This window comes from Kocuria sediminis, assembly GCF_009735315.1.
Lineage (GTDB): Bacteria > Actinomycetota > Actinomycetes > Actinomycetales > Micrococcaceae > Kocuria > Kocuria turfanensis.
In genome coordinates this window covers 304,969-318,612 of the sequence record NZ_WOGU01000002.1, presented here as the reverse complement: position 1 = coordinate 318,612, position 13,644 = coordinate 304,969, and the positions used below count along the sequence as shown (strand labels likewise).

The following is a 13,644-nucleotide window of genomic DNA, read 5'->3' as shown; positions in this document are numbered from 1 at the left end:
GGGTGCCGCGGCCCGCGGCGCCCGCCGGACCCGCCACCCGCGGGCCGGATGCCGCGGGGAGCACGGGCCCCGCGGTCAGGCCGGCGCGGCTCCTGCGGCGCGGGCGTGCACCCGGCGCACCCGCTCCAGCCACCACCGGCGCCGGTCCGCGGGCACCGCCCGGGCCGCCAGCAGCCCGGGGTCCGGGACGGCCTCCCGCAGCTCGAGCGCCCCGTCCACCGGGCGCAGCGGCTCGCGCAGGACGTCCTCGCGCATGAGCGAGACCGTGCCCAGCCCGCAGGCGTACGGCAGCTCGGGCAGCGCGGCGGCGAGGGCCAGCCCGGCCCGGATGCCCACCGAGGAGTCCAGCGCGGAGCTGACCACGGCCGGCAGCCCGGCCCGCGCCACCACGTCCAGGGCCCGGCGCACCCCGCCGAGCGGGGCGGCCTTGACCACGAGCAGGTCCGCCGCCCCGGCCCGGGCCACCGCCAGGGGGTCGCTCTCCTTGCGCACGGACTCGTCGGCGGCCACGAGCACCGGCACGCCGCGGTCGGCGAGGCCCTCCCGCACGGCGGCCAGACCGGCCACGGTCGGCACGGGCTGCTCCGCGTACGCCAGCCGGTGCTCCCCCAGCCGCTCCAGCGCCGCGAGCGCCGCGGGCACGTCCCACCCGCCGTTGGCGTCCACCCGCAGCTCCGCGTCCGGGAGCCGGGCCCGCACCGCCGCGACGCGGGCGGCGTCGTCGGAGAGGTCCTGGCCGCGCTCGGCGACCTTGACCTTCACGGCGCGCACGCCGGTCCCGAAGCGGTCCAGCACCTCGGGCACCCGGTCCGCCGGCACGGCGGGCACGGTGGCGTTGACCGGGATCCGGGTGCGCCGGGGCGCCGGGAAGCCGTGCCACGCGGCGTCGACCGCGGCGCGCAGCCAGGCGGCGGCCTCGGCGTCCCCGTACTCGGGGAACGGCCCGAACTCCCCCCAGCCGGCCGGCCCGCGCAGCAGCATCGTCTCCCGCACCTCCACCCCCCGGAAGCGCACGCGCATCGGCAGGGCGACGACGTGCGCGTCGGCGAGCAGCTCGTCGAGCGGGGGCAGGGGCGCGGGCTCGGTCATGGCCACCAGCCTAGGCGCGGTTGCTCAGCCCGCTCCGATCCGCCCGTGGAACAATGAGGGCTCCGCGGGCGCGGGCCCGGCCGCACCGGGGACACCCGCCCGCCCGATCACCAGGAGCTCCATGACCACGACCGCCCACCACCGCCCGGCTCCGACCGCCCTCCAGGCGCTCGCCCACGTGCTCGGTGCCGCCCTGCTGTTCGGCGGCGCCGTGGCGGTGGGCGTCGTGGCGCTGACCACCCCGACCGGCCAGTGGCTCGACGAGCTGGCCCTGCGGCAGGCCACGGGCGCGTTCCCCGGTCTCTCCGACCGGGCCCGGGAGCTGCTCGACCTCCTCCCCTGGGCGGTGGGGGCGGTCTCCGCCGTGTGCCTGGCCGTGCTGGTCGCGCGGTCCCGGCGTCTGGCCCCCGCGCTGACCGGGGCCGCGGTGGTGGTGCTCTCCAACCTCACGGTCCAGCTGCTCAAGCGCGTGCTCGTGGAGAAGCCGGACCTGGGCATCCAGGAGGCGGCCGGCAACTCCTTCCCCTCCGGGCACACGGCCGCCGCGGCCGCCGCCGTCGCGGTGGTGCTGCTCGCCGCCCCGGCCCGGTCCCGCCCGTTCGTGGCCCTGCTCGGGGCGGCGGCGACGACCGCGACCGGAGTCGCGACCCTGCTCAACGGCTGGCACCGGCCATCCGACGTCGTGGCCTCCCTGCTCGTCGTGGCGGGGTGGGCCGCGCTGGGCGGGCTGGTGCTGCGCGTGACCGGTCCGGTGGAGCGCCCCGTGCGCGGCGGGGGCCTGGTCGCGCTGCTGGCCGTCCTCGGCGCCGGCGCGCTGGCGGCCGGGCTGCTGCCGCTGTGGGCCGCGCTGCGGGTGCCGGGCGGCGGCTGGGCGGCGATGGCCGGCTGCGCGGCGATCCTGGGGGTCAGTCTGCTCGCGGCTGCGGCCCTGGCAGCGCTGCAAGCGCCGCGGTCGCGGCGTCCTCGACCCTGATCCGCTCGAGCCGGTCCAGGAGGATGCGCGCCGCGCCGGGGTTGTAGGGCAGGCGGAACATCGAGGCCGTCACCGGCCGCATGCCCTCGGGCTGCGCGGCGGCGGCCTCGCTCGCGTCCACCCGCTCGATCGCCGTGCGCATGGTCTGCGCCTGCTGGAGCACGAAGCCGCGCTCCACGGGGTGGCCGTGGCCGGGGACGAAGACCCGGTACCGGTCCAGGGCGGCGAGGTTCTCCAGGGCCGTGGCCCAGCCCCGCGGATAGGAGTCGTCGAAGCTGGGATCGGCGCCCTGCTCCACGATGTCCCCCGTGAACACGACGTCGTCCACGCCCACGCACACGTCGTTGTCGGTGTGCCCGCGCCCGAGCGAGAAGAGCACGGCGCCGCGCTCGCCCAGGTCCACGCGGGTCAGCGCGGGGCGCCGGCCGGTGCCGGGCAGGTGCCGGTTGGGCACCACCAGGCGGGTGTCGGGGCCGTCCGCGGCGGCCATCTCGGGCTCGTGGGTGCCCACGTAGGAGCGCTGGTAGTCGCCGTGCTCCTGGATCGCCTCGGCGCAGCCGCGGTGGGCCCAGAACTCCTCGGCGCCGTCGCGCTGGAACACCGCGTTGCCCATGAAGTGGTCGTAGTGGGCGTGGGTGTTCACCACCGTGAGGGGCAGGTCCGTCAGCGAGCGCACGGCCCCCAGGATCTCCCGGGCCTGCCGGGGGCCGGCGCCCGTGTCGATCACGAGGGCGCGACGGGTCCCGAGCACGAGACCGGAGTTGAGCCTCCAGTTGTCCGTGCTCACGGCGAAGACGCCGTCGCGGAGTTCGTTGATGCGGGCCACCCTGCCAGGGTACCGACCGGCGCTGTCTATCCTGACACCCATGACCACTTCCTCCCTGTGGCGTGCGGCCGGAGGCGCCGGTCGCTACGCGCCGTCCCCCTCCGGGGACCTGCACCTGGGCAACCTGCGCACGGCCCTGGTCGCGTGGGCTGCGGCCCGCTCGAGCGGGCGGCGCTTCGTGCTGCGCATCGAGGACATCGACCGGGTCCGACCGGGCGCCGCCGAGCAGCAGCTGGCCGACCTCGCCCGCCTCGGACTGGACTGGGACGGCACGCCGCTGCTGCAGTCCACGCGCGAGACCGCCCACCGTGCCGCGGTCGCGGAGCTCACCGCGGCGGGGCGCACCTACGAGTGCTACTGCACGCGCCGGGAGATCCAGGCGGCGGCGAGCGCCCCGCACGGGGCGCCGGGCGCCTACCCGGGCACGTGCCGGGACCTCGGCGACGCGGAGCGCGCACGCCGCCGCCGCGACCGGCCGCCGGCCGTGCGGCTGCGGGCGGACGTGCGCTCCCGCACGGTCGTGGACCGCTGGGCCGGCCCGTACACGGGTCTGGTCGACGACTTCGTGCTGCTGCGCAACGACGGGCGGCCCGCCTACAACCTCGCGGTGGTCCTGGACGACGCCCACCAGGGCGTGGACCAGGTGGTGCGCGGCGACGACCTGCTGCCCTCGACCCCGCGGCAGGCCTACCTGGCGGCGGTGCTCGGGCTGCCCGAGCCGCAGTGGGCCCACGTGCCGCTCGTGCTCAACCCGGAGGGCCGGCGGCTGGCCAAACGCGACGGGGCCGTGACCCTCTCCGAGCTCGCCGCGGCGGGTCACCGCGCGGAGGAGGTGCTGGGCTGGATGGCGGCGTCGCTGGGCCTGCCCGGCCCGGTCCGCACGGCGCAGGACGTCCTCGCCGTCTTCGCCGAGGACGTCCTGCCGCGGGAGCCCTGGGTGGTGGACCCCTCGGCCTGGGCGCCTCAGGCGCGGATCCGGGACCGGGGACCGGCCTCCTCCGGGGCGTGCGGGTCCTCGGGCTCGGCCAGGAACCGCTCGTAGGCCGGGGTCGTCAGGAACGCCGGGTAGTCGTCGCCCAGGGCGACCTCCTCGAAGATCGAGCGGGCGTCGTCGAAGCGGTCGCCCTCGGCCCGCTCGATCCGCCCGAACTCCTCCTCGAGGAGCTCCTGCACCCATTCGCGGGTGATCTCCTCGCCGTGGTCCGTGATCGCCCGGGAGTTCACCCACTGCCAGATCTGGGAGCGGGAGATCTCCGCGGTCGCGGCGTCCTCCATGAGGTTGTGGATGCCGACCGCGCCGTTGCCGCGCAGCCAGGCCTCGATGTAGCGGATCCCGACCTCGATGTTGTTGCGGATCCCGGCCTCGGTGATCTTCCCCTCGGCCGAGGCGATGTCGATGAGCGCCTTGTCGTCGGGCACCACGTCGTCCCGCCGCCGGTCGAGCTGGTTGGGCTTCTCGCCCAGCACCGCGTCGAAGACCTCCCGGCACACGGGCACGAGGTCGGGGTGGGCCACCCAGGACCCGTCGAAGCCGTCCTGGGCCTCCCGCATCTTGTCGGCGCGCACCTTCTCGATCGCGGCCCGGTTGACCTCCTCGTCGCGGCGGGACGGGATGAACGCGGCCATCCCGCCGATCGCCATGGCCTGCCGGCGGTGGCACGCCCGCACGAGCTGCTCGGTGTAGGCCCGCATGAACGGCTGGGTCATGGTCACGGCGTTGCGGTCGGGGAGGATGAAGCGGGGCCCCCGGGTGCGGAAGTTCTTGATGATCGAGAAGATGTAGTCCCAGCGTCCGGCGTTGAGCCCCGCGGCGTGCTCGCCGAGTTCCCACAGGATCTCCTCCATCTCGAACGCCGCAGTGATCGTCTCGATCAGGACGGTCGCGCGGATGGTGCCGTGGTCCGCGCCGAGCATGGACTCGGCCCGGGTGAAGATGTCGTGCCACAGCCGCGCCTCGCGGTGGGACTCGGTCTTGGGCAGGTAGAAGTACGGGCCCAGCCCCAGCTTCTTGAGCCGGCGGGCGTTGTGGAAGAAGTAGAGACCGAAGTCGACCAGCGCCCCGGCGATGGGCTCGCCCCGCACGGACAGGTGCTTCTCCTCGAGGTGCCACCCGCGGGGCCGCACCACGATCGTCGGGTTGGCCCGCGGGTCCTTGTTCTGCAGGGCGTACCGCTTGCCGTCCGGGTTGGTGAACTCGATGGTCCCCTCGAGCGCGTCGATCAGGTTCAGCTGGTTGGTGACCACGTTGGTCCAGTGCGGGGTGTTGGCGTCCTCCATGTCGGCGAGCCACACCTGGGCCCCGGAGTTCAGGGCGTTGATGGTCATCTTCCGCTCGGTGGGCCCCGTGATCTCGACCCGCCGGTCCTCCAGCCCCGGCGGCGGCGGCGGGACCCGCCAGCAGTCGTCCTCGCGGATCCTCGCGGTCTCGGGCAGGAAGGTGGGGTCGGTGCCGCGGGCGATCGCCTTGCGCCGCTCCTCGCGGGCGGCCAGCAGCTCGCGGCGGCGCGGCTCGAACTCGCGGTGCAGGGCCGCCAGGAAGGCCAGCGCGTCAGGGCTGAGCACGCTGTTCTGCCGGGGCACGTGGTGACCGGTGAGGGTCACGCCGTTGATCGTCACGGGGTCGCTGGTCATGGTCATCATGGCTGGGTCCTCGCCTGGGAAGTGTCCGGGAAGAGATCGGGTGGGGCGTCCCGCCGGGACGCGGCCGTCGCCGGGATGGGGGGGCGGCCGGGGACCCGCTCGGGTCCCCGGCCGCCCCGCCCGCGATCGGCTCAGAACTGGGCGGTCTCCGTGGAGCCGGCCAGCGCCGTGGTGGAGGACTGCGGGTTGAGCACGGTGGAGACCAGGTCGAAGTAGCCGGTGCCCACCTCCCGCTGGTGCCGGGTGGCGGTGTAGCCGCGCTCCTCGGCCGCGAACTCCCGCTCCTGCAGCTCCACGTAGGCCGTCATCTGGTTGCGGGCGTAGCCGTGGGCCAGATCGAACATCGAGTAGTTCAGCGCGTGGAAGCCGGCGAGGGTGATGAACTGGAACTTGAAGCCCATCGCGCCCAGCTCCCGCTGGAACTTCGCGATCGTGTCGTCGTCCAGGTGCTTCTTCCAGTTGAAGGACGGCGAGCAGTTGTAGGCGAGCATCTGGTCCGGGTGCTCCGCGTGGATCCCCTCGGCGAACTGCTTGGCCAGCTCGAGGTCCGGGGTGCCGGTCTCCATCCACAGCAGGTCGGCGTACGGGGCGTAGGCGTTGCCGCGGGCGATGCACGCCTCCAGGCCGTTGCGCACCTTGTAGTAGCCCTCCGCGGTGCGCTCACCGGTGACGAACGGCTTGTCCCGGTCGTCGACGTCCGAGGTGATCAGCGTGGCCGCCTCCGCGTCGGTGCGGGCGATGATCAGCGAGGGGACGTCGGCGACGTCGGCCGCGAGCCGGGCCGCGCTGAGCGTGCGGACGTGCTGCTGGGTGGGGATGAGCACCTTGCCGCCGAGGTGGCCGCACTTCTTCTCGGAGGCCAGCTGGTCCTCCCAGTGCACGCCGGCGGCGCCGGCCGCGATCATCGACTTCATCAGCTCGTAGGCGTTGAGCGGGCCGCCGAAGCCGGCCTCGGCGTCGGCGACGATCGGGACCAGCCAGTCCTCGACGGTGCGGATGCCCTCCGAGTGCTCGATCTGGTCGGCGCGCATCAGCGCGTTGTTGATCCGCCGCACGACCGCCGGGACGGAGTTGGCGGGGTAGATCGACTGGTCGGGGTAGGTCTGGCCCGCGAGGTTCGCGTCACCGGCCACCTGCCAGCCGGAGAGGTAGATGGCCTTCAGGCCGGCCTTGACCTGCTGGACGGCCTGGTTGCCGGTCAGGGCGCCCAGCGAGTTGACGAAGTCCTCGGTGTGCAGCTTCTGCCACAGCTGCTCGGCGCCGCGGCGGGCGAGGGTCTGCTCCTCCTGCACGGTGCCGCGCAGACGGACGACCTCCTCCGCGGTGTACTCGCGGGTGATGTTCTGCCAGCGCGGGTCGGCGTCCCACTCCTGGCGGATCTCGTCGGCGGTCTTGGGGGCGTTGGGGTAGGACATGTCAGCTCCTCGTCGAGTGGTCCACGGTGGTACGGAGGTGGTGCGAAATAGGTTCGTGGGTCCCCCGGAAGTTCGCGTCTTCCTGGTGACACACACCACTCTGCGCCCTGATCACCCCGGCTGGACCCACATTTCTCCGCGAACTTTCCGGGTTCTTCGCCTAGGATGAAGAAATGACGACCAGTGCGTGGGGCTACGAGCAGCCGTCCTCGGACGAGCAGCCCCGGACCACCGACCTCATCGGCCTCGGCCGGCGCATCCGGTCCCTGCGCAAGGACCGGGGCCTGACCCTGGCCGAGCTCGCCGGCCGTGCCGGCACGGCCACCTCGCAGCTGTCCGTCATCGAGAACGGGCGGCGGGAGCCGCGGCTGAGCCTGCTGCAGCGGCTCGCGGAGGTGCTGGGCACCAGCGTGGACGCCCTGCTCGGGGCCGAGCCCGCCAACCGGCGGGAGGCCCTGGAGATCCGGCTCGAGCGCGCCCAGCGCTCCCCGTTCTACGAGCAGCTGGGCCTGCCGACGGTCCGGGTGAGCTCGGCCCTGTCCACGGAGGTGCTCGAGGCGCTGGTGGCCCTGCAGGACCGCCTGGCCCAGGCGCTGGAGAAGAACTCGGCCACCCCGGAGGAGGCCCGCCGGGCCAACGTGCAGCTGCGCCGGCTGATGCGGGAGCGGGACAACTACTTCCCGGATCTCGAGCAGGCCGCCAAGGAGCTGCTGACCCTGGGCGGGTACTCCTCGGGGCCGGTCTCCAACTCGGTGATCTCGGAGATGGTGGGCAAGCTGGGCTACAGCATCCACCACGTCACCGACCTGCCCCACTCCACCCGGTCGGTCACCGACCTGCTCAACCGGCGGATCTACCTGGTGCAGAGCCCGCGGGCGGACCACGACCCCCGCGCGGTGCTGCTCCAGGCGGTCGGCCACCAGGTGCTGGGCCACGAGCCCCCGAAGGACTACGCCGAGTTCCTGGCCCAGCGGGTGCAGGCGAACTACTTCGCCGCGGCGGTCATGCTGCCCGAGGACCAGACCGTCCCGTTCCTGCTCGAGGCGAAGAAGAACCGCGACCTCTTCCTGGAGGACCTCAAGGACCGGTTCGCCGTCTCGCACGAGACGGCGGGCCACCGCTTCACGAACCTCGCGACCCGCCACCTGGGCATCCGCACCCACTTCCACAAGGTGCACTCGTCCGGGGTGATCCACAAGGCCTACGAGAACGACGGGCTGGCGTTCCCCACGGACCACACCGGCGCGATCGAGGGGCAGATCTCCTGCCGCAAGTGGTCCGGGCGCACGGTCTTCGACCAGCCCAACCAGTTCACGGCCTTCGCCCAGTACACCGACACGCCCTCCGGCACCTACTGGTGCTCCACCCGCACGGAGCTCTCCGGCCAGGGCACCTTCTCGATCGGCGTGGGCGTGGGCTTCACGGACGCCCGCTGGTTCCGCGGCCGGGACACCCCGCACCGCACCGTCTCCACCTGCCCGGACCCCTCCTGCTGCCGGCGCCCGCCGGAGGACCTGAGCCGGGTCTGGGCCGGCCACGCGTGGCCCAACACCCGGGCGCACTCCCACGTGCTCGCGGCCCTGCCGGAGGGGGCCTTCCCGGGCGTGGACGAGCGCGAGGTGTACGAGTTCCTGCAGGCCCACGACGGCGGCTGAGCCGCTCCGGACCGGGCCGGGGGCGGCCCCCTATACCTGTAGTAGCTGGTCAGTGGCCGGGAGCACGCGTAATGTGACGTGGGACCTCCGACCCACCCACCCTCCTGGACGCTGCGCTCCACCGGGCCGGCGCCGGGCGGAAAGGACGCCATGACCCAAGAGATGTCCCAGACGATCGCGATCGTCATCTACTTCGCCGCCATGATCGCGATCGGTCTCTACGCCAACAGCCGGACCAAGAACCTCGACGACTACATGCTCGGCGGGCGCAACCTCAAGCCCGGCGTCGCCGCGCTCAGCGCCGGCGCCTCGGACATGTCCGGCTGGCTGCTCCTCGGCCTGCCGGGCGCGGTGTTCCTCTCGGGCATGGTCGAGGCCTGGATCGCCGTCGGGCTGATCGTCGGCGCGTGGGTGAACTGGAAGTTCGTCGCGCCCCGGCTGCGCTCCTACACCGAGGTCTCGCACAACTCGATCACCATCCCCTCGTTCCTGGACAACAGGCTCAAGGGCGGGACCCGGATGCTGCGCATCGTCTCCGGCCTGGTGATCCTGGTGTTCTTCACCTTCTACGTCTCCTCCGGCATGGTCGCCGGCGGGCTGTTCTTCCAGTCCTCCTTCGGCTCGAGCTACCACGCCGGGCTGCTGCTGGTCGTGGGCGTCACCATCGCCTACACCCTCTTCGGCGGGTTCCTGGGCGCCACGTACACCGACGTGGCCCAGGGCCTGCTCATGTTCGCGGCCCTGCTGCTCGTCCCGATCGTCGGCGTCATCAACGTCGGCGGCTTCGGCCAGATGGCCGAGAACATCCGCGCCGTCCAGCCCGACGCCCTCTCCATGGTCTCCGGGGCCACGGCCATCGGCGTGATCTCGGCCCTGGCCTGGGGCCTGGGCTACTTCGGCCAGCCGCACATCATCGTCCGCTTCATGGCCATGCGCTCCCCCGCCGACGCGAAGACCGGCCGCCGGATCGGGCTGACCTGGATGGTGCTCAGCGTCCTCGGGGCGATCGCCACCGCTCTGGTGGGCGTGGCCTACTACGGCAACCGCCCCGACGAGAGCCCGACCGACCCCGAGTCCGTGTTCCTGGACCTCGCCCAGGTCTTCTTCCACCCGGTCATCGCCGGGTTCGTCCTGGCCGCGGTGCTGGCGGCCATCATGTCCACGGTCTCCTCCCAGCTCATCGTCTCCTCCTCCGCCCTGGTGGAGGACCTCTACAAGCTGACCGTCAAGGAGTCCCCGTCCGAGCGCAAGCAGGTGTGGCTGGGCCGCGCCGGCGTGGCCGCCGTCGCCCTCGTGGCGGTGTTCCTGGCCTGGGAGCAGAACAACACGATCCTCGGCCTCGTGGCCTTCGCCTGGGCCGGCTTCGGCGCCTCGTTCGGCCCGATCGTGATCCTCTCCCTGTTCTGGCGCAAGCTCACCGACCTGGGCGCGATCACCGGCATGGTCCTGGGCGCGGTCACCGTGTTCGCCTGGACCGTGACCCCGTGGGCCGACCTCTACGAGATCATCCCCGGCTTCGTCGTCTCCCTGGTCTCCGCCATGCTGGTCTCGAAGGCCACGTACCGGCACGACGAGGACGTCGAGCGCGAGTTCGACGACGCCGTGCGCCTCACCCACGCGGCGCAGGACGAGATGGCCGCGCGCTGACCTCCCGCTCTGCACGATCGGGGCCCGTTCCGCCGGAAGGGGCCCCGACGCCGTTCCCGGTCCGGATCCCCCTCGCGGGCCGGCGCCTGCTGGCGGGTCAGTACCCGATCGAGGCGAGGGTCTCCCGGATCGCCTCGGCGGAGCGGTGCAGCATGGCGAGCTCCTGCTCGTCCATGGGCACGACCAGGCGCTCGACGACGCCCTGCCGCGCGACGATCGAGGGCACCGACAGGGCGACCCCGCTGATCCCGCGGTAGTCCTCCATGACCGTGGACACCGGCAGCACGGCGTGCTCGTCGCGCAGCACGGCCTCGGCCACCCGGGTCGCGGCGAGGCCGATCGCGTAGTTGGTGGCGCCCTTGCCCTGGATCACGGTGTAGGCCGCGTTGATCGTCCGATGGGTGATGTCGTCCAGCCGCTCCTCGGTGAAGGGCCGGCGTCCATCCACCGTCCAGTCCCGCAGCGGGATCTGCCCGATGTTGGCGTTCGACCACAGCGGGAACTCGGTGTCCCCGTGCTCGCCGACGATCGTGGCGTGCACGCTCGTGGTGGAGACCCCGCCCTCCTCGGCCAGCAGCCAGCGCAGCCGGGAGGTGTCCAGCACGGTCCCGGAGGCCATCACCCGCCCCGGGGGCAGGCCGGTGAGCTTCTGCGCGATCACCGTGAGCACGTCGCACGGATTGGTCACCAGCACGTACACGGCCTCGGGCGCCTGCTCCACCAGCCGCGGCATCAGCGTCTCCAGGATCCGCGCGTTGGCGCCCGCCAGCTCCATCCGGGTCTGCCCCGGCCGCTGCTTGGCGCCGGCGGTGACGACGACGAGGTCGGAGCCGGCCAGCACGGCGACGTCGTCGGAGCCGGTCACCCGGGAGCTGGGGGTGAACATGGCCCCGTGGGCGAGGTCCAGGCCCTCGGCGCGGACCCGGTCCCCGGCCAGGTCGTAGAGGGCGACCTCCTGGGCGACGCCCTTGATGAGCGCCGCGTAGGCCAGGGACGAGCCGACGGAGCCGGCGCCGACCACACCGATCTTGGTGCGCGCGGAGGATGAGGGAACAGTCTCGGGCACGGGGAGCTCCTGACGGGGTCGGGGTCTGCGGCGGCGGACGGGACGTCCTCCCCCATCCTCCGCCCGCGGGGCGCGCGCCGGAAGGGCCCGCTCCGCACGGGCCCCGCACGCTCCGGCGGGGCCCGGTTCGGCGGGGCCGCGTCCGTCCGGGTCGCCGCCGCCCGGGAGGGGCCGTCCGCCACGGTCCCTCCGTCGGTCCGGCCCGTCAGCCGGCCCGGGTCCTCAGCCGGTGCGGGTCCTCAGCCGGTGCGGGTCCTCAGCCGGTGGGGGCCTCGGAGGCGGCCGCCAGGAAGTCGCGCATCAGCGGTCCGCCGGTGATCGAGCCCAGGTCGCCGTCCTCCACGAAGACCGCGACGGCCAGGTCCTCGTGCTCGGCGATCACCCACGAGTGGGTCCGGGGCGGGTCCTCGTCGCCGAACTCGGCGGTGCCCGTCTTGCCGATCGCGGTGTCCGGCTCCAGCTCCTGCAGCACCTCCAGGTGCCCGGAGGAGACGACGGCCCGCATCATGGTGCGCAGCTGCTCCGCCTCCGGGCCGGTCAGGGGCTCCGCCGGGCCGGGCCCGGTCGTGGCGGCGTCGTCGAGCAGGCCCTCGGTGGTGACCAGCCGGGGGGTCACGAGCTCCCCGGCGGCGACCGAGGCCGTGAGGTTGGCCATGGCCAGCGGCGAGACCAGCGTGCGCCCCTGCCCGAACAGGGCGGCGGCGTGCTGGGCCGGGTCCTCCTCGGCCGGGACGGTTCCGGGAAACGCGGGCACCCCGAGGTCCGTGTCGGCGCCGATCCCCAGGGACCCGGCCGCGGTGGCCAGCTCGGCCTGGCTGATCCGCTCGTGCTGGTCCACGAAGGTGGTGTTGCACGAGTGGGCGATCGCCTCGGTGAGCGTGATGGAGCCGGTGAACTCGGGCGGGTACGACTCGACGTTGGCGACCCGCACGCCCGCGGCGGTGGTCGAGGGCGGGCACTGCACCTCCGTGCCCGGCGTGTCCCCCTCGCGGAGCATGCTCAGGGCTGTCACCACCTTGAAGGTGGACCCGGGCGCGTACTGGCCCAGCAGCGCGGTGGAGTAGCCCTCGGAGCCCGGTCCGTTGGCCGAGGCGACGACCTCGCCCGTGGAGGGCCGGACCGCCACGATCGCGGACGGGGACTCGATGCCGGCCAGAAGCTCCTCGGCGGTGGACTGGAGCCCGCGGTCCAGGCTCACCGTGACCGGTTCGCCGGCCTCCGCGGGGACCTCGAACAGCGGCTCGCCGGAGGAGGCCTGCACGCCGTCGCCGCCGGGCACGACCTCCTCGACCACCACGCCGGAGGCGCCGCGCAGCCGGTCGTCGAAGCGCTCCTGCACCCCGCCGCGGCCGACCAGCGCACCGGTCGCCAGGTCGCCGCCGGAGGCCTCGAGATCCTCCGCGGTCGCCGTGGACACCCCACCCAGCAGGTCGGCGGCGAAGCCGCGGGAGGGGGCCAGCGGCAGCTCGTCCTCGACCACGAGCAGCCCCGGGACGGCCTCCATCTGCTGCGCGTCCAGCTCCCGGAAGTCCTCCAGCCGCAGCGGGACGGCCTCGACGAACGCCTCGGGCCCGGCCTGCTCGACGGCCTCGGCGTAGGCGTCGGCGTCGATGTCCACGGCCGCGGCGAGCCGGCGGGCCGCCGCGCCCGGGTCCGCCCCGTCGAGCTGCGACCGGTCGATCCCGACCCGGCGGATCGGTCGCTCCGTCACGAGGGTCTCCCCGTCCGCGCCGAGGATGTCCCCGCGGTCGGCGGCCACCGTCCGGGCGCGCAGGGCCTCGCCCTCCTCCAGCCCCGGCTGCACCACACCGGCGGACCACTCGGGGACCCACTCCCCGCCCTCCGAGCGGACCAGGGGGAGCACCGCGTCGTAGGCCCACTCCCGGTCCGTGCCCGGCAGGTCCCAGGACCAGGCCAGGGTGGCCTCCCGCCGGTCCTCCTGTCCGGTGTCCTCCACCGCCGTGACCTCGACGGACGCGGTGGCCCCGCCCAGCCCGGCGGTGGCCTCCTCGTACTGCTGCTGGGCGGAGGGCCCGGCGACGGCGCCGAAGCCCAGGTCCTCGACGCTGCCCGCGGTCAGTGCCGCGGCGACCCGTTCGGCGCTCTCGCGCCCGTCGTCGGCAGCGAGCGCCGAACAGCCGGAGGCCAGGAGCCCGGCGCTCAGCGCGAGCGAGAGTGCCGCGGCCCGGCGGGCGGCCGGGCGCGGCGCCGGGGGCCGCGGAGCGGGGCGGGAGGCGGAGGACTGGTCGGTGCGCACCCGACCAATCTAGCGGGACGCTCCGCCCCGGGAGCCGACATGAGCCGCCGTGACGCGGCGGCACCCCACCGTGGGA

At 73.9% G+C, this 13,644-nt stretch carries 10 protein-coding genes; 4 read left to right on the top strand and 6 right to left on the bottom strand.

The annotated features are described in order from the left end of the window. Positions 1–75: 75 nt before the first annotated feature. A complete protein-coding gene (locus GMA12_RS03670) occupies positions 76–1,089 on the bottom strand; it encodes an o-succinylbenzoate synthase (protein WP_156267232.1) in 1,014 nt (337 codons plus the stop codon). A gap of 121 nt (positions 1,090–1,210) precedes the next feature. Here GMA12_RS03670 and GMA12_RS03665 point away from each other — a divergent pair, with 121 nt between their 5' ends. Further along, positions 1,211–2,062, top strand: coding sequence for a phosphatase PAP2 family protein (locus GMA12_RS03665; RefSeq protein WP_162459438.1), 852 nt, complete (start codon positions 1,211–1,213; stop codon positions 2,060–2,062). On the opposite strand, the gene GMA12_RS03660 is transcribed toward GMA12_RS03665, so the two are convergent. Beyond that, positions 1,995–2,888: an MBL fold metallo-hydrolase gene (locus GMA12_RS03660; protein WP_162459437.1), complete on the bottom strand. Its 894-nt coding sequence runs from the start codon at positions 2,886–2,888 to the stop codon at positions 1,995–1,997. The two genes, GMA12_RS03665 and GMA12_RS03660, sit on opposite strands and share 68 nt — an antisense overlap. Positions 2,889–2,928: 40 nt before the next feature. Here GMA12_RS03660 and gluQRS point away from each other — a divergent pair, with 40 nt between their 5' ends. Then, the gene (gluQRS, locus tag GMA12_RS03655; protein ID WP_156267226.1) at positions 2,929–3,930 is read left to right on the top strand and encodes a tRNA glutamyl-Q(34) synthetase GluQRS; all 1,002 of its coding nucleotides are present in this window, start codon (positions 2,929–2,931) and stop codon (positions 3,928–3,930) included. On the opposite strand, the gene aceB is transcribed toward gluQRS, so the two are convergent. Continuing rightward, the gene (gene aceB, locus GMA12_RS03650) at positions 3,852–5,525 is read right to left on the bottom strand and encodes a malate synthase A (protein WP_156267525.1); all 1,674 of its coding nucleotides are present in this window, start codon (positions 5,523–5,525) and stop codon (positions 3,852–3,854) included. The genes gluQRS and aceB overlap by 79 nt on opposite strands. Positions 5,526–5,659: 134 nt before the next feature. Beyond that, positions 5,660–6,943: an isocitrate lyase gene (gene aceA, locus GMA12_RS03645; protein ID WP_156267224.1), complete on the bottom strand. Its 1,284-nt coding sequence runs from the start codon at positions 6,941–6,943 to the stop codon at positions 5,660–5,662. Between the two features lie 173 nt (positions 6,944–7,116). Here aceA and GMA12_RS03640 point away from each other — a divergent pair, with 173 nt between their 5' ends. Both GMA12_RS03640 and putP read left to right on the top strand, forming a co-directional pair. Beyond that, positions 7,117–8,598 (top strand): helix-turn-helix domain-containing protein, encoded by a 1,482-nt coding sequence (locus tag GMA12_RS03640; RefSeq protein WP_156267222.1) that lies wholly within the window; start codon positions 7,117–7,119, stop codon positions 8,596–8,598. A 150-nt stretch (positions 8,599–8,748) separates the two neighbouring features. Beyond that, on the top strand, positions 8,749–10,245 hold the full coding sequence (gene putP, locus GMA12_RS03635) for a sodium/proline symporter PutP (protein ID WP_156267219.1): 1,497 nt from the start codon (positions 8,749–8,751) through the stop codon (positions 10,243–10,245). A gap of 97 nt (positions 10,246–10,342) precedes the next feature. Here putP and GMA12_RS03630 read toward each other — a convergent pair whose 3' ends face one another. Then, positions 10,343–11,311 (bottom strand): L-lactate dehydrogenase, encoded by a 969-nt coding sequence (locus GMA12_RS03630; protein WP_162459436.1) that lies wholly within the window; start codon positions 11,309–11,311, stop codon positions 10,343–10,345. Between the two features lie 256 nt (positions 11,312–11,567). Beyond that, complete coding sequence (locus GMA12_RS03625) at positions 11,568–13,568, bottom strand: penicillin-binding transpeptidase domain-containing protein (RefSeq protein WP_156267217.1); 2,001 nt, start codon at positions 13,566–13,568, stop codon at positions 11,568–11,570. Positions 13,569–13,644 lie beyond the last annotated feature (76 nt).